We start from the raw sequence: 24,746 nt of genomic DNA on the forward strand, positions 1-24,746 counted from the left end.
CCTTTCGCTGGTCCGACCACTATGCGCGGCCCGCATCTACAGCCGCTTAACGGTCACTTGATTCGCGGTAATACGGATCCGCCACGACGGCCTCGCCGTCGGCGTACGTGTAGACCTCCCGGCCCGAGACGAACACTCGCAGCGCCCGGCTCATGACGTCCAGCGGGTCCCCCGACCAGATCACGACGTCGGCGTCGAGCCCGGGGCGGAGCGCGCCCACCCGGTCGTCGATCCCCATGATCCGGGCCGGGTTCAGCGTGATCGAGCGCAGCGCCTCGGCGGGGTCCAGGCCCTCCTTGACCGCCAGCGTGGCCTGGTGGACGAGGAAGTGGATCGGCACCACGGGGTGGTCGGTGGTGATGGCCAGCCGCACCCCCGCCCGCGCCAGGATGCCCGGGTTGCGCAGCGAGCGCCGGCGCAGCTCGACCTTCGACCGGCTGGTGAACAGGGGGCCGATGATGACGGGGACGTCCCGGTCGGCCAGGGTGTCGGCCAGCAGGTGGCCGTCGGTGCCGTGGTTGATGATCAGGCGGTAGCCGAACTCGTCCGCCAGCCTGAGCGCGGTGGAGATGTCGTCGGCCCGGTGCGTGTGCTGGCACCAGGGCAGCTCGCCGTCCAGCACGCGGACCAGGATCTCCAGCGTGCCGTCCCGGTCGAACGGCTTGCCCTCGTCGGCGGCCGCCGCCCGCTTGGCCTTGTAGTCCTGCGCCTTCATGAACGCGTCCCGGATCACGGCGGCCACGCCCTGCCGGGTGGAGGGCAGCTTCTTCTGGTCGCCGTACACGCGCTTGGGGTTCTCGCCGAGCGCGCTCTTGACGCTGGCCGGCTCCTTGACCAGCATCTCGTCCACGGACCTGCCCCAGCACTTGATCGCGACCGTCTGGCCGCCGATTGGGTTGCCGGAGCCCGGCTTGATCACCGCGGTCGTCACGCCGCCGGACAGCGCGTCGGCGAAGGCCAGGTCGGCGGGGTTGATGGCGTCCAGGGCGCGCAGGCGGGCGCCGTTCGGGTCGGTCATCTCGTTGGTGTCCTGACCGGCCCAGCCCTCGGCCTCCTCGTACACGCCGAGGTGCCCGTGGGCCTCGACGAAGCCGGGCAGCACCCAGCCGCCCGCGGCGTCCACGACGGGGGTCCCCTCGGGCACGGCCACGTCCCGGCCGACGGCGGTGATCTTCCCTTCCTGGACGAGTACGGTGCCGCCGTCGATGGGGTCGCCGTCGATCGGCACAACGTATCCGCTGGTAATCGCAAAATTCATGACTCGTAACCTACCGGGGCGCGGGTCGCCGGGACCGTACGCACTGGGCCCTCCAGGGGCGGTTGACATGGGGATAGGCTGACATTTCAGGATTTGCACGAGGGAGAGGATGCATGCCGCAAACGTACGGGCCAGGCGCCGGCCCGGCCCCCCAGTCCCTCGGCGACGAGGAGCTCTCGCAGCTGCTGGCCGGGCAGCGCTTCGGCGCGCTGGCGACGAACAAGAGCGACGGCCACCCCCACCTGTCCACCGTCCTGTACACCTGGGACCCGGACCAGCGCGTCGTGCGGATCTCGACCATCGCCGACCGGCTCAAGGTCCGCCAGCTCCACAAGGACCCGCGCTGCGCCCTCTACGCGGCCAGCGACGACTTCTGGTCCTACGCCGTCGCCGAGGGCGAGGCGGAGCTGTCGCCGGTGAGCATCGAGCCGGGCGACGAGGTGGGCATGGAGCTCCTCGCCATGCAGCAGCACATGAACGACCCGTACGCCTTCCTGCGGCAGATGGTCGAGGACCGGCGGCTGGTGATCAGGATCCGCGTCTCGCGTCTGTACGGGACCGTGCTGCCCGTTTCGTGACGACGGCGCGGTGGCGGTTGTAGGCCACCGACGCGATCACGACGAGGACGAGCCCCAGGTCGATGCCCGCCGACCAGCGCATGGCGACGACATGGTGCCCTCCTTCCGCCGCAGCGAAGAAGACCGCGCCGATCACCGCCACGCCGCCCGCGCCCGCGAACTGTTGCGCCGTGCTGAGGATGCCCGACCCGATGCCGGCCTGGTGCGGGGCGACCTCCACCAGCGCCGCGCCGATGAGCTGCGGCAGGACCAGCCCGTTGCCGGAGCCGACGAGCATGAGCGCGACCATGATGTACGGCAGCCCCAACCCCGCCCCGACCACCATCAGGGCCAGCCCGAGCCCGATGATCGTCCCGCCGATCATGACGACGATCAGCCCGTACCTTCTGACCAGCCCCGTCCCCAGGATCGACGTGACCGAGAACAGCACCCCCATCGGCGCGAACGCCAGCCCCGCCTGGAAGGCCGTCAGCCCCAGCCCGCCCTGCAGCAGCAGCGTCAGCGTGAACATGAACGAGGCGAAGTACGCCATGAACGCGACGATCGAGCCCACGCCCGCCAGGTAGGAGTGGACCTTGAGCAGCGCCAGGTCGAGCACCGGCTGCCCGCCGCGCGCCCCGAGCACCCGCTGCCACCGCCAGGTCAGCACGAACACGGGCACCGCGGCCCCCATGCTGATCCACGTCCAGACGGGCCAGCCCAGGCTGTTGCCCAGGCCGAGCGGCACCAGCACCAGAGCCAGCCCGGCGGCCAGGCCCGCCGCGCCCGGCACGTCGAGCCTGGCCCGCCGGGCGGTCTCGACCTCGGGCAGCAGCCAGACGGCCAGCGGCACCACGATCAGGCCGACGGGCAGGTTGATCAGGAAGATGACCCGCCAGCCGAGTCCCAGCGTGTCGGCGGTCAGCAGCAGGCCTCCGAGCACCTGGCCGGCGATCGAGCCCAGGCCGCCCGCGACGCCGTACCAGCCGAGGGCCTGACCCCGCTCCGACGGCGGGTAGACCGCGGAGATCGTGGCCAGCACCTGCGGCACCATCGCCGCGCCCGCCAGGCCCTGGAGCAGGCGGGCGGCCACCAGCTGGGCCGGGTTCACGGCGAGCCCGCACAGCACGGACGCGATCGTGAACGCGACCACGCCCCACATGAACAGCCGCCGGTAGCCGTAGCGGTCGCCGAGCCGGCCTCCGGTGATCATGCCGGCCGCGTAGGTGAAGGCGTACCCGCCCACGATCAGCTCCAGGGCGGCCGGGCCCGCGTGCAGGTCCCGTTCGATGGAGGGAGCGGCCACGTTGACCACGAAGAAGTCGAACTGGGCCATGAACCAGGCCGCCAGAAGTACGGCCAGCATCCCACCATGCTTCACGACATTCAGGCTAGAACTCCATGATTCGCTCCTCCGGCACGGGGGGTGGCGTGTCGAATGCTCATCGGTCCGGCACCGGCCCGTTACTCTGCCATCAACCGGCAGTCATGAGGTCTTGTCACCGTCGAGTCGACTGTCTCTCCCCACCCGAGGAGACCCATGTTCAGGCGACTCGCCGTCATGATCGCGATCTCGTCCACCCTCCTGACGACCCCCGCCGAAGCGGCCGCCGCCGTCGTCAACGTCGCGCACCGGGGCGCCTCCGCGTACGCGCCCGAGAACACCATCGCGGCCTTCGAGCTGGCCGACAAGCAGCGGGCCGACGTGTTCGAGCTCGACGTCCAGGAGACCAAGGACCACGAACTGGTCCTGATGCACGACACCACCCTGACCCGCACCACCGACGTCGAGCGGGTCTTCCCCGGCCGGGCGCCGTGGCGGGTCGGAGATCTCACCCTCGACCAGATCCGCAAGCTGGACGCCGGCTCGTGGTTCTCCGACGAGTACGAGGACGAGCGGGTGCCCACGCTCGGCGAGACGCTGGACGAGATGAGCGGCTCGGGGCTGGACCTGCTGCTGGAGATCAAGGCTCCGGAGCTCTACCCCGGTATCGAGACCCGCGTGGCCACCGAGCTGCGCCGCCATCCCGGCTGGCTCGCGCAGGGGCGGCTGGTGGTGCAGTCGTTCAGCTGGGCGTCGATGCGGACCTTCCACCGCCTGCTGCCCGACGTGCCGATCGGGCTGCTCGGCACGCCGTCCACCGCCGACCTGCCGTCGCTGGCCAAGTTCGCCGACCAGATCAACCCGCCGTACAGCTCGGTGTCGGCCTCGTACGTACGGCGCGTGCACGCCCTCGGCATGCAGGTGCTCGCCTGGACGGTGGACAGCCCGGACACCATGCGCCGGATGCTGGATTACCAGGTGGACGGCATCATCACCAACAAGCCGGGCGTCCTGGACGAGCTGCTGAGAGGGTGAGGCGGCGAGCACGGCCGGCCGGATCCGATCCGGTGCGCTCGTCCTGCGCACCCGTGCCCGTCCGCCCCCCTCGCCAGGGCCGCCCCGGGCCCGTCCCCCCCTCGCCAGGGCCGCCCCGGGCCCGTCCGCCCCTCGCCAGGGCCGCCGCTCAGCCGGGCGAGCCGAACTCCCTGGCGAGGTCCGCCCCAAGCCGACAGGGCGGAGGCGAGCCGAATCCGCTCACCTCCGCCCCCTCAGCCGATCTCGCGACTAGCTGCAGCCGCTGGTGGAGCCGCAGCCCTCACAGACGTAGCAGCTCCCCGCCGGCCGCATCTTGGTGCCGCAGGTCATGCAGAGCGGCGCGTCGGCCGTGAACCGCTGGTGGCTCTCCAGCGTCAGCTCCTTGACCACCGGCGACTGCTCGGCGGCCTCGACCTTCGGCTTCTCCTCGATGGGCGCCGACTGGGCCAGCGCCTCGCGGTCCACCGTCTCCTGCAGCGCCGCCGGGTCCTCGCCGCGCTGCTGCGCCGCGCGCTCGGCCGCCGAGAAGATGCCCAGGGCCGCCCGCTCGTCGTACGGGAGGTGGTCCAGGGCCAGGCGACGGAAGATGTAGTCCATCACCGACGTCGCCATCCGGATGTCCGGGTCGTCCGTCATCCCGGCCGGCTCGAACCGCATGTTGACGAACTTGCTCATGTACGTCTCGAGCGGCACGCCGTACTGCAGGCCGATGGAGATCGCGACGGAGAAGGCGTCCATGACGCCCGCCAGCGTCGAGCCCTGCTTGGACATCTTGAGGAAGACCTCGCCGAGCCCGTCGTCAGGGTAGGACGAAGCGGTCATGTAGCCCTTGGCGCCGCCCACCGTGAAGCGGGTGGTCATGCTCGGCCGCTGGTTGGGCATGCGCCGTCGGGTCGGCCGGTTGACCTCGATGACCTTGACCTCGGGCTCTTCCTTGGCGGCCTCTTCCTTCTTGGCGCCGCTGCCGGCCGACAGCGGCTGGCCGACCTTGCAGTTGTCGCGGTAGACGGCCAGGGCCTTGAGCCCCAGCTTCCAGCCCTCCTGGTAGACCTGCTCGATGTCGTCGATCGTGGCCGACTCGGGCAGGTTGACCGTCTTGGAGATGGCCCCCGACAGGAACGGCTGGGTGGCCGCCATCATGCGCACGTGGCCCATCGGCGCGATCGCCCGCTCGCCCATCGCGCAGTCGAACACCTCGTAGTGCTCCTGGCGCAGGCCGGGCGCGTCGACGACGTGGCTGTGCTCGCCGATGTACTCGACGATGGCCTCGATCTGCTCCTGCTGGTAGCCGAGCTGCTTGAGCGCCCGCGGGATCGTCTGGTTGACGATCTGCATGGAGCCGCCGCCGACGAGCTTCTTGAACTTGACCAGCGCCAGGTCCGGCTCGATGCCGGTGGTGTCGCAGTCCATCATCAGGCCGATGGTGCCCGTGGGGGCCAGCAGGCTGGCCTGGGCGTTGCGGTAGCCGTTCTTCTCGCCGAGCTTGAGGCACTCCGACCACTGGCGGGACGCCTCGGAGTGGATCTTCGCGTCCATGGAGCCGACGGTGCGCAGGTCGTCGTTGGCCGCCGCGTGCTTGCGCATGACGCGCTTGTGCGGCTCCGCGTTCCGGGCATATCCGTCGTACGGGCCGACCACCGCGGCCAGCTCGGCGCTGCGGCGGTAGGACACGCCGGTCATCAGCGACGTGATCGCCGCCGCCACGGCGCGGCCGCCGTCGGAGTCGTAGGCGTGGCCCGTCGCCATGAGCAGCGCGCCGAGGTTGGCGTAGCCGATGCCGAGCTGACGGTACGCCCGCGAGGTCTCGCCGATCTTCTCGGTCGGGAAGTCCGCGAACGTGATCGAGATGTCCATCGCGGTGATGATCAGCTCGGTCAGCTTGACGAAGTTGGGGACGTCGAAGGTGTTGTCGTCCTTCAGGAACTTCAGCAGGTTGATGCTGGCCAGGTTGCAGGAGGAGTTGTCCAGGTGGACGTACTCGGAGCACGGGTTGCTGGCCGTGATCCGCCCCGTCTCGGGGGTGGTGTGCCAGTCGTTGATCGTGTCGTCGTACTGCACGCCGGGGTCGGCGCACTCCCAGGCGGCCTTGGCCATCTTGCGGAACAGCTCCCGGGCGTCGACCGTCTCGATGACCTCGCCGGTCAGGCGGGCGCGCAGGCCGAACTTCTCGCCCTTCTCCACCGCGCGCATGAACTCGTCGGAGACGCGCACGGAGTTGTTGGCGTTCTGGTACTGGACGGAGACGATGTCCTTGCCGCCCAGGTCCATGTCGAAACCGGCGTCACGCAGCGCGCGGACCTTGTCCTCTTCGCGCGCCTTGGTCTCGATGAACTCCTCGATGTCGGGGTGGTCGACGTCGAGCACGACCATCTTGGCCGCCCGGCGGGTCGCGCCCCCGGACTTGATCGTCCCCGCGGACGCGTCGGCGCCGCGCATGAAGCTCACCGGGCCGCTGGCCGTGCCGCCGCTCGACAGCAGTTCCTTCGAGGAACGGATGCGGGACAGGTTGACACCCGAGCCCGAGCCGCCCTTGAAGATCACGCCCTCTTCCTTGTACCACTCGAGGATCGACTCCATCTGGTCGTCCACCGAGAGGATGAAACAGGCGCTCACCTGCTGGGGCGACTTGGTGCCCACGTTGAACCAGACCGGCGAGTTGAACGCGAACACCTGGTGCGCCAGCGCGTGCTTGAGCTCGTGATCGAAGATCTCGGCGTCCTCGTCACTGGCGAAGTAGCCGTGCTCGATGCCGGTGCGCGTGTAGACGCCGACGACCCGGTCGATCAGCTGCTTCAGGCTCCACTCGCGCTGCGGGGTGCCCACGGCGCCGCGGAAGTACTTGGTCGTCACGATGTTGGCCGCGTTGACCGACCAGAACTCGGGGAACTCGACGCCCCGCTGCTCAAAATTGACCGAGCCGTCGCGCCAGTTCGTCATGACGACGTCGCGGCGCTCCCACTGGATCTCGTCATACGGGTGCACGCCGGGCTTGGTGAAGATCCGCTTCATCTTCAGTCCCTTACGCGGACGCTTCCCCCCGCGCGCGACTGAACCGCTGGCCGTCTCCGTCATGACTCCCCCTTCTCCGCCTTCAACTGTGAGATCTCGGCCTCGAAGTCCGCCAGGCTCTCGAAACCGCGATATACCGATGCGAACCGCAGGTAGGCCACCTCGTCCAGGTCCCGCAACGGGCCCAGGATGGCCAGCCCCACCTCGTTGGAGGGGATCTCGGCCGCGCCCTTGGCCCTGATGGCCTCCTCCACCCGTTGCCCGAGCTGCGCCAGCGAGTCCTCGCCCACCGGTCTGCCCTGACAGGCCCGCCGCACGCCCGCGACGACCTTGTCCCTGGAGAACGGCTCTGTCACTCCGCTGCGCTTGCTCACCATCAGCAGTACGGTCTCCTGCGTGGTGAACCTGCGCCCGCACTCGGGACAGGTGCGGCGCCGCCTGATGGCCGCGCCGTCATCCGTGGAGCGGCTGTCGATGACCCTCGTGTCAGGGTGGCGACAGAACGGACAGTGCACGCTTTTCGCCTCCTAGACCTGCGGCCACCACACGCCGCGGAACCGCCGTCGCGGGACGCTCGCGCACACCCCACGGCTAGCCGTGGAGCGGTACATAAAACACAAGGTGTGGTGAACTACATCGGTGTAACTACTAGATGTTGTGGTCCAACCGTAGAAGCGAGCGACCATGAACGCAAGTTGAGCCACCCCATAGAACCGAAGTCGCTGATCAGCCCGCCGTCACCGCCGGAGCTCGGGCGTGTCGCCCGTCGAGGTGATCTTTGTGCTGCTGGAGGCATCACATGAGTTACTTACACACCCATTCGTGAACAAACCTCACAACGATACCCAACCCCCCAGCTCCCCCAGCAGGCTTGCTACCGCACCCCCGCAGCCTCGCCGTCAAGCACCCCATCGTCAGCCGAGCCCCCGCACCCCGAACTGCTCCCCAACCCAGACAACCCCACGACCCAACAGCCCTACGAGCAACCAACCCCACAACCGAACCAACCCCACAGCGCGAACCGACCCCACAGCCCGAACCCACCCCACAGCCCGAACCCACCCCACAGCCCGAACCGACCCCCAGCGGAACCAACCCCACAGCGCGAACCGACCCACCATCGCCAGGCAACTCCGCTCCCCATGCGAAACCACCCCTAGCCACACCCTGGCAGCCCGGCGCGCGATCCCACGCGTGGACTCGCGGCCGGACGGGCTCCCGGGTCCGTGCGCACTCACGGCCCTTGGGCGCACTCACGGCCCGAGCGAACGTACGGCCCTCCGGCGCACTCATGGCCCGAGCGACCTCACGCCCCTCGCCCACTCACGGCCCTCCGGCCCACTCACGGTCCCAGCGAACTCACGGCCGAGCGGACTGGCGGCCCCAGCAGATTCACACCCAAGCGGGCTCGCAACCCGACCGGACCAACGACTCGGCGCGCTCACAGCCCAAGCACGCTCACAGTCCAAGTGGACTGACGGCCCAAGCGGGCTGGCGGCCTGGCGAACTCGCGAGCCGGGGCAAACTCCCAGCCCGAGCAGACTCGCAAGCCGGGCAAACCCCCAGCCCGAGCGGACTCGCAAGCCACGCAGACTGGCGGCCCCAGCAGACTCCCAGGCCGAGTGCACCGCAGCCCGAGAGGACGTGCGGGCCGAGCAGACCTGCGAGCCGAGCAAACCTGCGAACCGAGCAAACCTGCGAACCGAGCAAACCTGCGAACCGAGCAGACCTGCGAGCCGAGCAAACTCGCAGTTCGGGCGAGTCGGCAGAGCCTGGGCCACCCGCGCGCCGGGCGGTCAGCGTAAGGCGGCGGTGTCGCTCGGGACGTACAGGCGGGTGCCGGGACGAATGAGGGAGCCGGACAGGCCGTTCAGGCGCTTGATCTCCTCCACCACAGGGCCGGGATCGTCCCCCCGGGAGAGCGCCTCCCCGATGGCCCAGAGCGTGTCACCCTCGCGAACCTCCACCCACGGCAACCCCACATGGCTGGTCACGACGACCTGCACCGCAGCCTGCCCCACCGCACGCGTACCGAGCCAGAACCCCCCGAGCGACAGCAACGCCACGACGGCCACCAGCACCACCCGCCCACGCCGGGTCAGCCGCAACGGCGGAGCGGACCGCCGGCGCACGCGCGCCAACGCCCGCCGCTCGCGCCACCTCGCCACCCGACGGCCCCACCGCCGGGATCCCCAGCGCCCACCACCTGTGCCACGCCGAGAACGGCCAGCCCGGACGGCGCCTCCCCGCGCAGCCCGCTCGCCCCCGCGACCGCCTACGACAGCACCCCGAACGCCCTCCCCGACGCCCTGGACACCCCCACTCCGAACACCACGGGCACCACTCAGGGGACCACGAGCGCCTCCCCTGACACTCGCCGCACCACCCAGAGGACCACGAACGCCTCCCCCGGCACCTCGGGCACCACTCAGGGGACCACGAGCGCCTTCCTCAGCCCCCGGCGCGGCACGTCGGACGTCGCGAGCGCCCTTTCTAGCACCTCGGTCATCACCCCCGCGGCCGATGTCCGTTCCCCCAGCGCTTCGGGCACCATCCCTAGAGCCCAGGATCTTTCCGACGACTTTCCGGACCCCACCCCTAGGACCAAAGACCTTCCCCACGGCCCTCCGGGCGGGGCCCCGAGGACTGCGCGCGCCTTCCCCAGTGCTCCGGGCCAGGTCCCGGGCACCGCGAACGCCTTCCCCGGAGCCCCGGACACCACCCCCGGGACCGAGAGCCTCTCCCCCAGCGCCTCCAGCACCGTCAACATCTCTCCCCGCCGCCCGCGCGTCGCGCCGAGCGCCGCGCGCATCTCCCTCGGCGGCCTGGACGCCACGCCGCGAGCCGACGGCGCCCCCTGCTCCTCTCGCGCCAGACCCTCCTGGTCCGCGTGCCCGCGACCGCGCGTCGCCCGCAGGCGCACGCGCACCCCGCTCGTTCACCCTCGCCCCCCGCCCAGCGTCGGCGCCCCCACCCGAGCGCCGTTGGTCTCCGTCCACGCCGGATCTCCGGCGGGCCACCGTTTCGTCACCCTCGTCCGCACGGGCTCCTCCCCTGCCCGGCGGTACGGTGGCGTCCGCGTCGGAACCCGCACGCGGCGGCGGTACCAATCGCAAATGGGGCCTTCCACCATGAGTCGTGCGGGGCCCCAACCTCTTCCCCGAATTCCCGCGGGAACCGGCCTCAGTCCGCGTATTGTCTCCCCGTCGATCGTTACCCTGCGTGGCGTCGGCGATGAGTGTGAGTCGTTTGGCGTCTTGGCTGGTCGTGTCGGTATTTGTGGGTGTTCGCATGGTTGACCTCCTGCCGTGCTGCCCGAGGAAAAGGCCAAATAAAGATCAGCAAATCGAACACGGTGTCGATCGAACTCCCGTACGATGTTGTACACCACGCTGGCGACAATTTCGAGGAAGACTCGAACAATTGTTTGAAGATGATCTTCAACAGCGATACGGTCGCTGTGTGCGACATTGGGACCACAGACCGGGAGGTGCGCCGGTGAGGCGGGCCGCCAGGCGAGGAGGAAGAGCATGAGCGAGCAGGATGGCGCAAACGGGGTCAGCGACCTCGCGGTGCGCCGGCGCGACTCTCTGGGCCTGACACCCAGGCAGCGCAAGATCCTTGAAGTCATCCGCGACTCGGTGCAGCAGCGTGGCTATCCGCCCTCCATGCGCGAGATCGGCGAGGCGGTCCAGCTGACCAGCACGTCGAGCGTGTCGCACCAGTTGACGGCGCTTCAGCGCAAGGGTTACCTGCGTCGCGACCCGCACCGGCCGCGCGCGCTCGAAGTGCGCCTCCCGGGCGAGCCCGTGCTGTGGGTGGACCCTGACGCGACCGACGAAGAGCCCACGATCAACCGCCCCACGGCGGCCTATGTCCCGCTCGTCGGCCGCATCGCCGCCGGTGGCCCGATCCTGGCCGAGGAGAGCGTGGAAGACGTCTTCGCGCTGCCCAAGCAGCTGGTCGGCGAGGGCACGCTGTTCCTCCTGCAGGTCGCCGGTGACTCGATGATCGAGGCCGCCATCGCCGACGGCGACTGGGTGGTCGTCCGCCAGCAGCCGGTGGCGGAGAGCGGCGACATCGTGGCTGCCATGATCGAGGGCGAGGCCACCGTCAAGACCTTCAAGCGTAAGGACGGCCATGTCTGGCTCGTCCCCCACAACCCCAACTACGAGCCCATCCCCGGCGACGAGGCCAGCGTCCTGGGCAAGGTCGTGGCGGTCCTGCGCCGGCTCTAGCGGCGGTCAGGGCTCGAAAGGGTCTCGGGCGCGCGTCATACCGCTCGCGCCGCGTTCCGGCGCGCGCCGAAACACACCTCCCATGGGGTACGTACGGCTCTAGCTCCGCTCCACCTCGCCATCGAGCCGAAGCCCTATTGGCCGGCCGACCGGACCCACCGGGGACGCCATGCCCGCGAACCTGAGCTGTCCGGGGTAGCCAGGCATTGACGCCGTTCCGCCCCGGGGTACGGATCCGCTCGAGCGCCAATCGCAGCGCCATCCGTCCGACGCGCGGCACGCTGTTAACGCTAACACCGCAGAGGGCCGAGGGATGCGGAGAGTAGTAGCCCGTGCTCAGCCCTGCCCCACGCTGGCAGGCCGAGCCTTGCGGTCCCGCCCCGTGTGCGGTGTCGCCACCGGTCTATGCGCCGTGACAGTCCACGTGCCGTGATGGTCCACGTGCCGTGATGGTCCACGTGCCGTGATGGTCCACGTGCCGTGATGGTCCACGTGCCGTGAGGGCTCGAGGGCCGAGACGGTCCGGGGCCGAGACGGTCCGGGGCCGAGACGGTCCGGAGGCTTCTAGCGGGCGGCGTACAGTTCGTGGGCGGCCGTGATCGCTTGGTCGGCGAAGGCGAGCACGTCGCGCCGCCGTTCGAACGGTGAGCCGTACAGGGACTTGCGGGGTGTGCCGAAGTGCTCGCTCAGCCCGCTGACCGCGCCCGAGAGCGTCGGCAGCGCGGTGTCGTCCTCCTCGCGCAGGCGCAGCGCCTCGTTCACCACCCGGTGCCAGCGCTCGGGGAACGTCGCCAGCGCGTACTGCCCGGCCCCCGACTTGGACGTGATCTCGCCGGTCGCCAACGTGTAGTGCAGCCGGGCAACGCCCGTGACGACCCAGACCGTGTTGTAGCCGCCGAGACAGGCCAGCCCCCACGGCGAGGCCAGGTGGGAGGCCCTGGCCACCAGGCGGCGCCAGTACCGGTCGAGGTTCCCGTCGGTCCAGGCCGCGAGGGCGGCTGGATCGTGCCAGATGTCGAGCTCGTCCGGTTTGGGGCCGCGGCAGGTCAGGCCGTTCTGGGCCAGCGTGTGCCACGTGACCGGGTTGAGGCCACCCCGGGGGTTGATCTTCCCTGCGTGCGCCCGGGGACGCGTTCCCAGCTCAGCGGGGTCCTTGCTGAGGTCGTCCCACGTGAGGTAGTAGCCCTCGAACGGGTACGCGCCCAACCGGGCGTGGATGCGCTCCACCACCTCGAACGGCGCCTCCGCGGCCGTCACCGCGACGAAGTCCACGTCACTCGCGCCGGGCCGGTAGTCACCGAGCGCCGCCGAGCCCTCCAGATAGAGACCCTCCACGAGCCCAGGAGCCTCCGCGTCGGCCACCGACAGGTAGGTCTCGACAATGGCATCGACCTTGGGGTTAGACATCATCGCCGTCCAGCCTCCCATAAGCGGCCTCGCCACCTCATCACAATCGATAATCCTAGAATTGCTGCGTGAATGAGGCATATACCCCTGAAGACCTCAAGACATCCCACGATGGCATCAAGTGGTCAGAAGTCGCACCGGGCGTCATCCCCGCCTGGGTGGCCGACATGGACCTGTCCACCGCTCCCGAGGTGATCGAGGCGCTGCGGCGGCGGGCCGCCGGCGACCTGGGCTACCCGACCTGGCTCGAACAGCCCTCGGCCGGGCCGCTGGCCGAAGCGTTCGCCGAACGCATGGCGAACCGGTACGGCTGGCAGGCCGATCCCTCGATCGTGCGCTCGTTCAACGACATCAACCAGGCGCTCCAGGTCCTCCTCCAAGTCTGGACCCGGCCGGGGGACGGAGTCGCGTTGCACACTCCGGCGTACCATCCGTTCCTGGAGACGTTGAAGGTCATGGAACGGCCCCTGCATGCGATCCAGATGGAGCCGGACGGGGACTCCTGGCGCTTCGAGGTTCCCGACCTGTCGGGATGCCGGGTGCTCCTGCTCGTCAACCCGCACAACCCGACCGGCCGCTCGTTCACCCGCGAGGAGCTGACGGAGCTGGCCGAGCACGCCGAACGCCACGACCTGCTGGTCATCGCGGACGAGATCCACGCGGACCTCACGTTCGAGCCGCACCGGCACATCCCGTTCGCCACGATCCTCCCCGAACGTACCGTCACGCTCACGTCCGCCACGAAGGCGTTCAACCTGGGCGGCATCCGTTGCTCGGTGGCCCACCTGGGACACGCGGGCGTCCGCAAGGCCCTGGAGGCGCAGCCGCCCTTCGTGTACGGCTCGGCGAACCTCTTCGGCGTGGAGGCCACGGTGGCGGCGTGGCGGCACGGGGACGCCTGGCTGGAGTCGACCCGCGCCCTGCTGGACCGCAACCGCCGCACGATCGCCTCCCGGCTGCCGGCGTCCGTCGGCTATCGGGTTCCGGAGGCCACGTACCTGGCGTGGCTGAACGTGGGGCGGGCGGGCATGGCGGAGGTGTACGAGCGGGAGGCCAGGGTGCGGTTGGTCGACGGCGCGGTCTTCGGGCCTGGCGGCGAGCACTACGTCCGGCTGAACTTCGCCACCACGGAGGCGATCCTGGCCGAAATCCTCGACCGGCTGGCCCAGGTTCCCTGACCCGGGGGTTCCCAAGGGGCGTGGCGGGAGTCTCACGACGTTCCTGCCACGCCCGACCCGCGCCACGGCACGCGGCGACGGGCCCAGACGAGCGCCCGTCCCACTGGGCGGCGCGCGATGGCGCAGCACAACCGATGGCGCAGCACAACGAGGTCGCGCTGCAGACGTCATGCGGAGGAAGGGGCATGGGAGGCGGCTGCGCTGAGCGGAGGCGTGGGTGGGCCAGCGGTGCGGCGTGCCACCGTCGAAGGCGCACGGCTCGGCGCGGCGGGACCGTGAGGCGCAGCGGGACCGTGAGGCGCAGCGGGGCCATGAGGCGCAGCGGGGCCGTGACCGTACCCACCTGCGCCGCCGCAAGACGACCAGGGTGTCGCCGGGCCGCAGGTAGTCCAGGGCCTTTGTGAGCTCTTCGCGGTCGGTGTTCTTGCCGCTCAGCTTGTCGGCGAAGATGCGGATGCAGCCGGCGGCTTCGAGCGCGCGGGTCTGCCGGTCCAGCCGTTGATCGCGGGTGGAGACCCGGGCATAGCGACACGCGCTCCGGTGAGCACCGCGGGTTCGGCGCGAAGGAAGTCGTCGGCGGCTTGGCGGACTGCGGCAGGAGCCGAGCCGTCGGGGAGCGTTGTCACACCTTGGAAGTGCATAAAAAGGGCGCAACGGGAGTTGATGAACACGAACGGTTTACAACATCCCCGCCAGCGCCTCTCACAAGCCTGGCGCAGAAATCGGCGATCGCGGAGGTATGGGCGTCATGTCGCCGCGCCGCTTGACCCTGACGCAGGGTCAAGCTTTCAACATGGTGGCATGACCACGGAAACCAGGGCGATCGGGGCCGCCGAGCTGTACGACGAGCACAAAAATTATGGGGAGCGGGCGGAGAGAGGCGACAGGACGATACGGCACTTCAGGATCCACCACGACGGCGTCACGATCCCGGTGTCTCGCGGCGGTCAGGGACGCCCGCTGGTCCTGTGCCCTGGCCTGAGCTCGACCCAGGCCGACCTGCGCGAGCTGACCGAGTTGCTGAGGCGCGATCACGACGTGGTGACCTTCGACCTGCGGGGGCATGGCCTCGCCTCGGCCGCCAACCGGTACTCCTTCGAGGACTTCCTCAACGATCTCGTCGCGGTGATGGCGGATCTGGGACACCTCGGCCTGCCAACGGCGCCCGTGCTGGTGGGCTACTCGCTGGGCGCCGACCTGGCGGTGCACTATGCCTCCGAGCATCCTGACACCGTCGCCGAGCTTGTTCTCATCGACGGGGCGAACCCGGTGCCCGAACCGTTCATCACCGAGGCAGTCCTGCCGGCGTTCCGCGCCATGTGGGAGGACCAGGCGACGCAGCAGGAGGCCGAGCGGGGCACCGCACGTCAGGTGCTGCTCAGTGCCCAGGAGATTCTCGACCTGAACATCGAGATCGACGTGATCCGGTCCGAGATCCTCGACCGGTACAGGAAGATCGACCGGCCCGTCAGTATGATCATGTCGACCTCGATGGCCGGCGACAGCAGCGAAGGGCATGCGCCGCGGTTCAACCAGAACTGGCGTGCCGGCGTCGAGCGGCTTGTCCGCGAGCATCCCTACATTGCCATCAGCTGGCTCGATGCCGATCATCAGCTGGTCTTCACCCAGGCCCCCCAAATCGCCCAGATCATCCTTGACGCACCAGGCTCAGCCGGTCAGGCGATCTCTTGAGCAACTCCTGGAGACTGGTCTGATGCTGACGATCGGCGAGCTGGCGTCGTACGCGGGAGTGACGGTGCACGCAGTGCGGCACTACCACGCCAAGGGGCTGCTGTCGGAGCCCGACCGGGATCACTCCGGCTACCGCAGATAAGACGCCGGCTCCGTGAGCGAACTGATCAAGATCCGGACCCTCGCCGAGGCCGGGGTTCCGCTGGCGCGGGTGCGGGAGCTGCTGCGGGCCGGGGAGGAGGAGGTCGCCGCGGCGGTCGCGGACATCGATAGGCGGCTGCAGGCGGAGATCCGGGAGAGGCAGCGGCACCGCAAGCGAATCGCCCGGCTCGCCTCCGTGGACAGCCTGGTCCTGCCCCCGGAAGTGGTCGAGTATCTCGACCGGCTGCGGGCGCTCGGGGTCGACGAGCGGATCGTCCAGGTCGAGGGTGACGGCTGGATCCCGTTGGCCGCGCACTCACCCGAGCGAGTCCCTGAGTGGATGGCACGCAAGCGGGAGCAGCTCGACGATCCGCGGCTGGTCGACTTCTACCTCACCCTGGGCCAGGCTCTTGACCGAGCCGACGACCACCCGCGGCTGATCGAGCTGGCCGACAAGCTGGCCGCCTACATCACGCGTATGGCCGACGAGGGGGGCGAGGCTGGACGGGCTGGACCAAGCTCGAGCGCGTGGCCCTCACACCGGGCGCGACTCCCCAATAGCGCTGGTACGACGCGCAGGAAGACGCCACACTGCGGCGATCCGAGCGCTATTGGTGATGGCGGGCGGGGGACTGCTGGGCGAGGCTTGGTCCAGTCGCAACAGCAACCCAGCGACGGATTGCCCTCATGCACCACCGAGCGAGCCGAGATCGCCGATGCTCAACCGGGCGCTCAGATCAAGGCGCACCTCGCCGTAGGGGCGGACGTGCAGCCAGAACAGCGGGGCCAGGCCGCGCCGGTCGACCGGGGTGAGCAGGGCCGCCGGCGGCGACATCATCCGCGTCGCCGACCCCGCCTGCCCGTTCCGCATCGCGGCGCGCTTGCGCTGGCGGCTGGCCGGCGACGGTTTGGCGAGCTCGGCCAGGTAGCCGGACCGGTGCGGCGTTCAGCCGGCCGATCTCCTCGCCGTGGTGGGCGGCGCAGTTCTCGCGTCGCCCGTTCCGGACGGCCGGCTTCCGACTGGGGAGCTCAGTTGCCTTCGGACAGTCGGGCGTCCCATGCGGCCAGCACCTGCTGCTCCTTCTCGCCGGCGAGGCCGAGTGGCGGGGCGCCGGGCGCGGTGCGGACCTCGCCGCCTGACCGCAGCCACTGCCAGGTGTCTCGGACGGAGTCGCCGAACGGGCGGGTGCGCAGTCCTGCTGCTTTCGCTGAAGCGCCGGACACGGCCCAGAAACCGGCGGTGTCCGGTACGTCCGGGATCCACAGGGGAAGCTCGGCCCATGGCAGCACCCCTTGCGATAGCAGGAAACCCTCGTCCACCCACACAGGATCGGCGTCCGAACCAGTTACCTGCACACAGTCGCCGACCAGCCGGCCCATCGTGGTGTTCGGCCCGTCCGGGACGACATTGTGGATGCCGCCTGCCTGCGCCTCGACCTGGTCCAGGACGAAGGTCGAGAGATCACGCACGTCGATGAGTTGCAGGCCGCGCCCTGGGTCGCCGGGCGCGATCACCCGGCCGCCCTCGGCGATTCTGGTGAGCCACCACGGCAGCTGGCCCAGGTTGTCGTGCGGTCCCACGATCGACCCGGCGCGCGCGACCAGGCTGGCGTCAAGCCCGTAGGTCTGCTCGACCGCCAGTTCGCAGCCGCGTTTGTGAACGCGCAATTTCTCGAGGTCGGCAGGGTCGCCGTCCTGGTCCGGGACACCAGGCCAGGTCGCGGCCGACTCGTCCAGCGAAGCAGTGTTCCAGGCCTGGTAGACGCCGGTGGTCGAGACGAACGCGTAGAAGGGGGCGGAGTCGGCCATTGCCTGTGCGGTGCGCAGGACGTGCGCCGGCACCTGGCCGCCCGGGTCGATGACCGCATCGAAGCTCCGCCCGGCGAGTATCTGGACACCCTCGTCTGTGGACCGGTCGCCGCGAAGCGCCTCGACGCCGTCGATGTCCTTGCCGGTCAGCCCGCGGTTGAAGGTGGTGATCTCGTGTCCCCGGCCGAGGGCGTCGCCCACGATGGTGCGTCCGACGAACGACGTTCCGCCAATGACCAATAATCTCATGTTGCTACCTTCTGGTCGCCGTTGACAACAGATGTTGTCGCCCGCATCATGGTGGTGTCGTAAACAAGTGTTGTCAAGGGGTCGCCGTGCGAGACATATCCGACGCGCAACGCGCCGATTTGACCACCGCCGTTGAGCAGCTTGCGTGGACGGCGGTGCGGGAAATGCTGCAGCTCAAACCGGAGGCGGGGCCTGGCTCCGATGCGCCGGACGCGGACTTGCGGCAGATGTGGCTGGCCACGCTGACCTCATTGCTGGCGATCCGCGACAGCGCGGACCAACTTGCGGCGTCCGCCGCGCTGTCGGCGGCACAGTACGGCGCCGACTATCCCGCGATCGGGGAAGCGGCCGGGATGACCAGGCAAGGCGCCCGGCGCAAATGGCCGGGGCTGGCCGGGCTGAGTGATGAACGACAGCGCAAGCTCACCTGGTGGAAGCGCCGCGGGGACCAGTTCGCGCAGTGTGTCCGTGCCGTACTCATGGCATCAGAGGAGACATCAGAACAAGCGCCACACCTAGCCGCCCTTCGCAACCGGCTCGACGAGATCGAGCAGACATCGCCGGCGCAACGCCTCGACGTCTTCGACATGGCGCTAGTGGATGCGCATGCGGTGGCGGTGGGTGCTCCCTCGCCTGTCGAGAGCACCGCGGCGCGTGCGAACGGGCTGCTCGCGGCGTTGACTGCTGACGCGTACGCGGCCATGAACAGCCATTCGTCCCTGGTGATCCGCGAGGACCTCGCCTGCGGGACCGACGACTGCGCCTCGGAGCCGATTGTGGAACTCTGGCACCCTGACTTCGGTCACCAGCCCGTATCGGCCTGCCGTGAGCACGCCATAGAGGCTCTTGGGCAGCCGGACATCAGGATCGTGGCCGCTTGCCAGCCAGACGTCGCGCTCTCGGTGTTCGCCGAGGCGTACGGCGAAGGCTGACGAGGGCGGCGGCAAGTGCGCACGGGCCCGGGGTGCAGGGCTGCGGCGAATGCGTCACCCTCACGGATGAGATCGTCGCGGCCCAGCACGAGCGGGCCGATCGCGCGCTTCAGCCCGGCCGGCGACCACACAAAGTGACCGCGGATCTGCCCGCACAGGCGAATACAGATCACTCGATCAACGGTCTCCGCCAGTACTGACCCCCGCGAATTCCGGGGAAGCAGCCCTGGTACAGGGGCCACTACGGTGAGAGAGGACTCAGGGAACACAGGCGTTATCGCTTAACGGGATGCTGTTCCAACCCCTCGGGGTTTCTCCCGATCAGCGCCTGCACTGCCCGACCGGCCACTGCACGGGTCTCCGATCCGGAATGCCGGCGGTAGAGGGCGACCAGCTCATCCAGGAAGTGGAGCCGGCCGGTCAGGCAGGCCGCCTCGATCGCGGCCAGCGTCAGGTTGTCGTCTGAACTGTGCAAAGCCTGCCGGATGAGGGCGATCGACTCCTGATCCGGTTCCTCGGCTGCGATGGCCATCCGGTCCAGTGTCTCGCCCGGAGCAGTGAGCATGAGGTAGTCCACCGGCCCCACCATCGCCGAAGCCCCACCGGTCGCCGTCCATGAGCACTGCGTCATGCTGTCATGCCGGATATCATCCCGCATCCGAACCCACGACGGGCGGGGCCCCTGCCCCCTCCAGGGACCAGTTGACTCGGGACGTTGAGGGGCCATAGGCGGGGACGTCTCTTAACGGCACCCCAACGTCGCCGTACCCGCTGACCCCCACCCGGTGGACCACCGGGTCACGAGCCCTCCCGCACCAGCAGCACCTGATCATCGCCGGGGTCAGGCTCGACCCGATACCGCGCGAGCTCCGGCGCGGAACCCCCGGCCTCGTCGGTGCAGGCGACCAGGAACGGCGCCCCATCGCCCCCGGCCTCAACGACGAACCCGTCATGGCGTTCGCTGAACTCCCGCCGTCCCGCCTTGCGCAGCACCGTCGAGGTGGCGAATGGCGGGTGAACCCCGACGGCGAGACCCCTGGCCGGATGGCGGCCAGTGTGGCATATGGGGGGTGAGTGGGCAGGGACCCTGCCGGCGAGGCCCGCTGGCCGGATGGCGGTCGGAGTAGCGAAAGGCGGGTGAGTGGGCCCCGACGGCGAGGCAGGCGGCCAGGTGCCGGTCGGGGCGGTGGGTGAGGAGGTGAGTGGGGGGTGGGTGGTGCAACGGGGAGTTACTGGAGCGGCGGCAGGTCCGGAGGCGTGGCGGGCGGGTGTTCGTCGAGGGCGGCCAGCGCCAGCTCGATCGCCTTCTCCAGCTGCGGGTCCCGCCCCGCCACCCGGTCCTGCGGCGTGATCACCACCTCGATGTCCGGCTCCACCCCGTAGTTCTCCACGCCCCACCCGTGCCCTTCGAGCCAGAACGAGTACCGGGGCTGCGTGACCCGCGTCCCGTCGACCAGCGAGTACCGGGAGTCGATCCCGATCACCCCACCCCAGGTCCGCGTCCCCACCAGCGGGCCGATGCCGCGGATCTTGATCCCGGCGCTGACGATGTCACCGTCCGAGCCCGCGAACTCGTCGGTGATCGTCACGATCGGCCCCCGGGGCGAGTCCTCCGGGTAGCGCATCGGCTCGTAGCCGCGGGCCCGCGCCCACCCCGTGACCTTGCGGGAGAGCTTCTCCAGCACGAGCTCCGACAGGTGACCGCCGCTGTTCTCGCGCACGTCCACGACCAGCCCGTCGAAGGCCATCTCGGTACGCAGGTCGCGGTGGAACTGCGCCCACCCCGTCGCCACCATGTCGGGCACGTGCAGGTATCCGAGCCTGCCGCCGGAGGCCTCCCGGACGCGGGCGCGGCGGCTCTCCACCCAGTCGTGGTAGCGCAGCCGGGTGTCCTCCGCGATCGGGGTGACCACGACGCGGCGGGTGTCCCCGCCGGCGGCCGGCCGTACGGTCAGCTCGGTGGGCTGGCCGGCGGTGCCCGCCAGGAGGGCCAGCGGACCGCGTACCGGATCCACGGGACGCCCGCCGACCGCGATGATCGCGTCACCGGGACGGACGGCCACCCCGGGCGCGAGCAGCGGGGAGCGCGCGTCGTGGTCGGAGGACTCGCCGGGCAGGATGCGTACGACCCGCCACACGCCCTCGTCGTCCCTGGCGAGGTCCGCGCCGAGGAGTCCCTGGCGGCGGCGCGGGTCGACGCCGGCGCCGTTGGGGCTCGCGTACGCGTGGGAGGTGCCCAGCTCGCCCTGCGTCTCCCAGAGCAGGTCGATCAGCTCGGAGTGGGCGCCGATGCGCTCCACCAGCGGCTCGTAGCGGTCGAGCACGCCCTGCCAGTCGACGCCGTTCATGTCCTCGCGCCAGAAGTGGTCGCGCATGAGGCGGCCGGCCTCGCGGAAGCCCTGCCGCCACTCGGCGATCGGGTCGATCTCCACGGCGATCCGGTCCAGGTCGATGGAGACGACCTCGTCGCCCTCGGTGGCGGCGCGGGTCTGCAGGCCGTTCTTGCCGTTGGTGACGAGCCTGCCGCCGTCGCCGCTGACCTCGAACGAACGCACTTCCTTGCCCAGCTCGGCCTTGGCGCGCTTCTTGAGGTCGTAGCGTTCGAGGACGATCTCGGTGACCGGCTCGGTGCCGTCGCCGAGCTGCCCCGCGAGGGGGTGGCGCAGCCAGAGCAGGGCGTCCTTGGCGGTACGCAGGTTGCCGTAGCGGCCCGCGGGCACCGGCACCGGCACCACGCGCGAGGGGAGCCCGTCGGGATCGACCTCGGTACGCGGCGCGGCGTCGTCCTTCTTGTCGTCCTTGGCGGGCTTGTCGTCCTCGCCGTTGAACCCGCGTCCCTGCAGGGAGGGGTCGAACGGCGACGGCGTGGTGGCCTGGAGGGGCACGATGTACGGCTTGCACCCGCCATGGAATGACATGTCGAAGACGTGCGCGTCGTACACCGGGTCGAAGGTCCGCACCGACAGGAATGCCAGATGCTTCCCGTCCTTGGTGAACACCGGGTCGAAGTCGGAGAACCGTATCGACGTCACGTCGATCACCGACGTCCCGTCGACCCGCCCCATCTTGATCTGCGACAGCGGCTCGTGGTGCGGGTGCACCCAGGCCAGCCACCCCGAGTCGGGCGAGAACGTGAGCCCGCTGACGTCTCCCTGCGTGGTCCGGTCGAGCTGCCGGATATTTCCGGACTCGACGTCGACGATCAGCAGCCGGCCGTCATGCGTGGCGACCGCCACGTGCTTGCCGTCGGGCGAGACCGCCAGTTCGAGCACCCGTCCGAGCTCCCCGGTGGCCAGCGTCCTGATCTCGCCGCCCGGCGTGCCGATCTCCAGCCCGTCCTCGCCGCCGGCGTCCGACACCCAGACGGCCCGGCCGTCCGCGTCGAGCACCCGCGGCAGCCGTACCCGGACGCCCGGCTCTGCCCGCAGCACGCCCGCCGGCCCGTCGCGGTGGGTCACCCAGTGGGCGGTGCCGCGGATCTCCACGGCGCTGGCCCGCCCGCCCGCGTCCGGCGAGAAGTCGCCGACCCGCAGCGGCGCCGGGCGCTTGGCCCGCCCCGGCCGCGGCCCGCCCAGCGTCACCTCCAGCCGGTACGGCTCCGCGTCCAGGCTCTCCAGCAGCCACAGGTCCCCGGCGTGGCTGTAGATGACCCGCTCCCCGTCGCCGACGGCGTGGCGGGCGTAGAACTCCTCATGATTGCTGTGCCGGCGCAGGTCGGACCCGTCGGGCAGGGCCGAGTAGACGTTGCCGACGCCGTCGACGTCGGACAGGAAGACGAGCCGGTCCCCCACCCAGTTGACCGCCCAGTACTGCGCGGTGCTGTCGGCGAACAGGCGGACGAACTCCCCCTCGCCCTGGGTGTCGACCCAGATCTTGCCGGCCGTGCCGCCCCGGTACCGCTTCCACTGCGACGGCTCGCGCCACATCGCCGACACGGTGGCCACCCGCGCGCCGCTGACGGCCACGTCGCTGACCCACCCGTACGGCAGGCGCGTGGCGGGGCCGCCGTCGAGCGGCACCGCGTACGCCCAGTTCCGGCCCCGCTCGCTCTGCCCGGCCGCGGTGATCGCCAGCACGTCGCCCTCGCGCGTCCAGCCGCGTACGCCGGTCGTGGCGCTACCCCAGTAGGTCAGCCGCTCGCCCTCGGGGCCGTCGATCCCGGCCGCGAACACCTCCGGCGCGCCCTCCTTGCCGCTCGTCCACGCGATGCGCGTGCCGTCGGGCGAGAATCTCGGGTGCGACACCGGTACGCGGTCGGCGGTGAACCGCCATGCCCTGCCTCCGGACAGGGGAGCCAGCCAGACATCGTCGTCAGCGACGAAGGTGACCATGTCACCGTGGATATGCGGGTATCTGAGGTATGCGCCGTTTGTCACATGTGCACATTAGTGCCAGATGCCAAGGTCAGCCCAAGAATTCTCCCCCGAACGGGCCCGCCACGTCCCGCGAACTGTCAAGTAGGGGATGTGCGTGAAATGCCGGGAAGAGGGGGAGCTATGAAGTTTTGCGCGCGTCCACACCAGCTCCCGTCCCGCCTGGCGGCCGCGGCCGTCATCCTCAACTCCGGCCTCAGCAAGGTCCACGCCGACGAGCAGACCGCGGCGGGCCTGCACGGCATGGCCGCGAACACGTACCCGTTCCTGCGTGACATGGACCCGGTGGCCTTCACCAAGCTGCTCTCCAGGAGCGAGATCGCGCTCGGAACCGCCCTGCTCGTGCCCGTCGTGCCGTCGCTGCTGGCGGGGGCCGCTCTGACGGGGTTCGCGGCGGGGCTGCTCGGCCTGTATCTCAGGACGCCGGGGATGCGGCAGGAGCGCAGCCTGCGCCCGTCCGAGCAGGGCATCGGGCTCGTCAAGGACATCTGGCTGCTCGGCATCGGCATAGGGCTGGTGGTCGAGGAACTCCAGGCCGCCGACTAAGACCGACAAACCCGGGTACGCGGCACCATATGGTACAAATCGGCTACACCTTGATGTCCGAACAGACCCCCGCGCGGGAGCTGGTCGATTACGCCGCGGTGGCCGAGCGAGTCGGCTTCGACTACGCGGTCATCTCCGATCACTACTTCCCGTGGATCGAGGAGATGGGGCACTCGCCCTACTGCTGGTCGGTGCTCGGCGCGGCGGCCCAGGTCACCCGGCGCCTGCCGCTCATGACGTACGTGACCTGCCCCATCATGCGCTACCACCCGGCCGTGGTGGCCCAGAAGGCGGCGACCATGGGCGTGCTGAGCGAGGGCAGGTTCACGCTCGGCCTCGGGTCGGGCGAGAACCTGAACGAGCACGTCATCGGCGAGGGCTGGCCGCCCGTGGACACCCGGCACCGGATGTTCGCCGAGGCGATCGAGATCATCAAGCTGCTGTTCGGCGGCGACTACGTCACGTACCAGGGCGAGTTCTACGACGTGGACTCGGCCAAGCTCTACGACCTGCCGGAGAAACCGGTCCCGCTCGCCATCGCCGCCTCGGGCGGCCAGTCCGCGGAGATAGCGGCCGAGTACGGCGACGTGCTGGTGGTCAACGAGCCGATGCCGGACGTGGTCAGGCAGTTCAACGCCGCGGGCGGGCAGGGCAGGCCCGTGTACGGGCAGCTGCCCATCGCGTACGACACCGATCCCGAGGCCGCCAAGCAGCGGGCACACCACCTGTGGCGCTGGGCGGCCGCCGGCGGCTGGAAGGTCATGGCAGAGCTGCCCGGTCCGGCGAACTTCGCCGCCGCGACCGGCACCGTACGGCCCGAGGACGTGGCCGAGAGCGTGCCCTGCGGGAACGACGTGGACGCGGTCGTGCAGGGCGTCAGGCAGTTCGCCGACGCCGGGTACACCCACGTCGCGCTCGTCCAGATCGGGCACGACCAGCAGCAGCCGTTCTTCGACTGGGCGGAGAAGGAGCTGCTGCCGGCCCTGCGGGACCTCTGA

General features: G+C 69.9%; 20 protein-coding genes and 1 pseudogene. 9 read left to right on the forward strand and 12 right to left on the reverse strand.

Annotation, left to right across the window (positions count from 1 at the left end):
* Positions 1–46 precede the first annotated feature (46 nt).
* On the reverse strand, positions 47–1,258 hold the full coding sequence (locus HD596_RS59155; RefSeq protein WP_185078042.1) for an amidohydrolase: 1,212 nt from the start codon (positions 1,256–1,258) through the stop codon (positions 47–49).
* 113 nt (positions 1,259–1,371) lie between these two features.
* On the opposite strand from HD596_RS59155, the gene HD596_RS59160 reads away from it, so the two are divergent.
* Positions 1,372–1,836: a PPOX class F420-dependent oxidoreductase gene (locus HD596_RS59160; protein ID WP_185078043.1), complete on the forward strand. Its 465-nt coding sequence runs from the start codon at positions 1,372–1,374 to the stop codon at positions 1,834–1,836.
* Here the strand turns inward: HD596_RS59160 and HD596_RS59165 are convergent.
* The gene (locus HD596_RS59165; protein ID WP_221520106.1) at positions 1,787–3,196 is read right to left on the reverse strand and encodes an MFS transporter; all 1,410 of its coding nucleotides are present in this window, start codon (positions 3,194–3,196) and stop codon (positions 1,787–1,789) included. The two genes, HD596_RS59160 and HD596_RS59165, sit on opposite strands and share 50 nt — an antisense overlap.
* 159 nt (positions 3,197–3,355) lie before the next feature.
* Between HD596_RS59165 and HD596_RS59170 the strand changes: the two genes are divergently transcribed.
* Entirely contained in the window at positions 3,356–4,174 is an 819-nt protein-coding gene (locus HD596_RS59170) for a glycerophosphodiester phosphodiesterase (protein ID WP_185078044.1), read from the forward strand.
* 249 nt (positions 4,175–4,423) lie between these two features.
* Here HD596_RS59170 and HD596_RS59175 read toward each other — a convergent pair whose 3' ends face one another.
* The 3 genes from HD596_RS59175 to HD596_RS65475 form a co-directional block, all read right to left on the reverse strand.
* Positions 4,424–7,246, reverse strand: a complete 2,823-nt coding sequence (locus HD596_RS59175) for a vitamin B12-dependent ribonucleotide reductase (RefSeq protein ID WP_185078045.1) — start codon at positions 7,244–7,246, stop codon at positions 4,424–4,426.
* Positions 7,243–7,698, reverse strand: coding sequence for a transcriptional regulator NrdR (gene nrdR, locus HD596_RS59180; RefSeq protein ID WP_185078046.1), 456 nt, complete (start codon positions 7,696–7,698; stop codon positions 7,243–7,245). Before nrdR ends, HD596_RS59175 begins: the two co-directional genes overlap by 4 nt.
* 1,281 nt (positions 7,699–8,979) lie before the next feature.
* A complete protein-coding gene (locus tag HD596_RS65475) occupies positions 8,980–9,351 on the reverse strand; it encodes a LysM peptidoglycan-binding domain-containing protein (RefSeq protein WP_185078047.1) in 372 nt (123 codons plus the stop codon).
* A 1,362-nt stretch (positions 9,352–10,713) separates the two neighbouring features.
* On the opposite strand from HD596_RS65475, the gene lexA reads away from it, so the two are divergent.
* Positions 10,714–11,421 carry a transcriptional repressor LexA gene (lexA, locus tag HD596_RS59190; RefSeq protein WP_221520107.1) on the forward strand — a complete coding sequence of 236 codons (708 nt, stop codon included), beginning with the start codon at positions 10,714–10,716 and terminating at the stop codon, positions 11,419–11,421.
* A gap of 564 nt (positions 11,422–11,985) precedes the next feature.
* Here lexA and HD596_RS59195 read toward each other — a convergent pair.
* On the reverse strand, positions 11,986–12,831 hold the full coding sequence (locus HD596_RS59195) for a nucleotidyltransferase domain-containing protein (RefSeq protein ID WP_185078048.1): 846 nt from the start codon (positions 12,829–12,831) through the stop codon (positions 11,986–11,988).
* A gap of 65 nt (positions 12,832–12,896) precedes the next feature.
* Between HD596_RS59195 and HD596_RS59200 the strand changes: the two genes are divergently transcribed.
* On the forward strand, positions 12,897–14,006 hold the full coding sequence (locus HD596_RS59200) for a MalY/PatB family protein (protein ID WP_313047491.1): 1,110 nt from the start codon (positions 12,897–12,899) through the stop codon (positions 14,004–14,006).
* Positions 14,007–14,393: 387 nt separating this feature from the next.
* On the opposite strand, the pseudogene HD596_RS59205 reads toward HD596_RS59200, so the two are convergent.
* Positions 14,394–14,660, reverse strand: a pseudogene (locus HD596_RS59205) (recombinase family protein); the annotation flags it as partial.
* Positions 14,661–14,807: 147 nt separating this feature from the next.
* On the opposite strand from HD596_RS59205, the gene HD596_RS59210 reads away from it, so the two are divergent.
* Both HD596_RS59210 and HD596_RS63430 read left to right on the forward strand, forming a co-directional pair.
* Entirely contained in the window at positions 14,808–15,698 is an 891-nt protein-coding gene (locus HD596_RS59210) for an alpha/beta fold hydrolase (protein WP_185078049.1), read from the forward strand.
* Positions 15,699–15,720: 22 nt separating this feature from the next.
* Complete coding sequence (locus HD596_RS63430) at positions 15,721–15,840, forward strand: MerR family DNA-binding transcriptional regulator (protein ID WP_246555533.1); 120 nt, start codon at positions 15,721–15,723, stop codon at positions 15,838–15,840.
* Positions 15,841–16,524: 684 nt separating this feature from the next.
* Here HD596_RS63430 and HD596_RS59220 read toward each other — a convergent pair.
* Positions 16,525–16,710 carry a hypothetical protein gene (locus HD596_RS59220; RefSeq protein ID WP_185078050.1) on the reverse strand — a complete coding sequence of 62 codons (186 nt, stop codon included), beginning with the start codon at positions 16,708–16,710 and terminating at the stop codon, positions 16,525–16,527.
* 158 nt (positions 16,711–16,868) lie between these two features.
* A complete protein-coding gene (locus HD596_RS59225) occupies positions 16,869–17,897 on the reverse strand; it encodes an NAD-dependent epimerase/dehydratase family protein (RefSeq protein ID WP_185078051.1) in 1,029 nt (342 codons plus the stop codon).
* Between the two features lie 86 nt (positions 17,898–17,983).
* Between HD596_RS59225 and HD596_RS59230 the strand changes: the two genes are divergently transcribed.
* The gene (locus tag HD596_RS59230) at positions 17,984–18,829 is read left to right on the forward strand and encodes a hypothetical protein (protein ID WP_185078052.1); all 846 of its coding nucleotides are present in this window, start codon (positions 17,984–17,986) and stop codon (positions 18,827–18,829) included.
* A gap of 274 nt (positions 18,830–19,103) precedes the next feature.
* On the opposite strand, the gene HD596_RS59235 is transcribed toward HD596_RS59230, so the two are convergent.
* From HD596_RS59235 to HD596_RS64535, 3 genes are all read right to left on the reverse strand, one after another.
* Positions 19,104–19,406, reverse strand: coding sequence for a hypothetical protein (locus HD596_RS59235; RefSeq protein ID WP_185078053.1), 303 nt, complete (start codon positions 19,404–19,406; stop codon positions 19,104–19,106).
* A gap of 221 nt (positions 19,407–19,627) precedes the next feature.
* Complete coding sequence (locus HD596_RS59240) at positions 19,628–19,822, reverse strand: hypothetical protein (RefSeq protein WP_185078054.1); 195 nt, start codon at positions 19,820–19,822, stop codon at positions 19,628–19,630.
* Positions 19,823–20,058: 236 nt separating this feature from the next.
* Complete coding sequence (locus HD596_RS64535; RefSeq protein WP_512699279.1) at positions 20,059–23,205, reverse strand: S41 family peptidase; 3,147 nt, start codon at positions 23,203–23,205, stop codon at positions 20,059–20,061.
* Positions 23,206–23,325: 120 nt separating this feature from the next.
* On the opposite strand from HD596_RS64535, the gene HD596_RS59250 reads away from it, so the two are divergent.
* Entirely contained in the window at positions 23,326–23,748 is a 423-nt protein-coding gene (locus HD596_RS59250) for a hypothetical protein (protein WP_185078056.1), read from the forward strand.
* Between the two features lie 29 nt (positions 23,749–23,777).
* Positions 23,778–24,746, forward strand: coding sequence for a TIGR03557 family F420-dependent LLM class oxidoreductase (locus tag HD596_RS59255; RefSeq protein ID WP_185078057.1), 969 nt, complete (start codon positions 23,778–23,780; stop codon positions 24,744–24,746).

Source organism: Nonomuraea jabiensis (genome assembly GCF_014204795.1).
Classification (GTDB): domain Bacteria; phylum Actinomycetota; class Actinomycetes; order Streptosporangiales; family Streptosporangiaceae; genus Nonomuraea; species Nonomuraea jabiensis.

Bases quoted from the DNA above. Each gene is read 5' to 3' on its own strand.
- HD596_RS59155 (WP_185078042.1), bottom strand. From the start codon at position 1,258: ATGAATTTTGCGATTACCAGCGGATACGTTGTGCCGATCGACGGCGAC.
- HD596_RS59160 (WP_185078043.1), top strand. From the start codon at position 1,372: ATGCCGCAAACGTACGGGCCAGGCGCCGGCCCGGCCCCCCAGTCCCTC.
- HD596_RS59170 (WP_185078044.1), top strand. From the start codon at position 3,356: ATGTTCAGGCGACTCGCCGTCATGATCGCGATCTCGTCCACCCTCCTG.
- HD596_RS59175 (WP_185078045.1), bottom strand. From the start codon at position 7,246: ATGACGGAGACGGCCAGCGGTTCAGTCGCGCGCGGGGGGAAGCGTCCG.
- lexA (WP_221520107.1), top strand. From the start codon at position 10,714: ATGAGCGAGCAGGATGGCGCAAACGGGGTCAGCGACCTCGCGGTGCGC.
- HD596_RS59195 (WP_185078048.1), bottom strand. From the start codon at position 12,831: ATGATGTCTAACCCCAAGGTCGATGCCATTGTCGAGACCTACCTGTCG.
- HD596_RS59210 (WP_185078049.1), top strand. From the start codon at position 14,808: ATGACCACGGAAACCAGGGCGATCGGGGCCGCCGAGCTGTACGACGAG.
- HD596_RS63430 (WP_246555533.1), top strand. From the start codon at position 15,721: ATGCTGACGATCGGCGAGCTGGCGTCGTACGCGGGAGTGACGGTGCAC.
- HD596_RS59220 (WP_185078050.1), bottom strand. From the start codon at position 16,710: ATGCGGAACGGGCAGGCGGGGTCGGCGACGCGGATGATGTCGCCGCCG.
- HD596_RS59225 (WP_185078051.1), bottom strand. From the start codon at position 17,897: ATGAGATTATTGGTCATTGGCGGAACGTCGTTCGTCGGACGCACCATC.
- HD596_RS59250 (WP_185078056.1), top strand. From the start codon at position 23,326: ATGAAGTTTTGCGCGCGTCCACACCAGCTCCCGTCCCGCCTGGCGGCC.
- HD596_RS59255 (WP_185078057.1), top strand. From the start codon at position 23,778: ATGGTACAAATCGGCTACACCTTGATGTCCGAACAGACCCCCGCGCGG.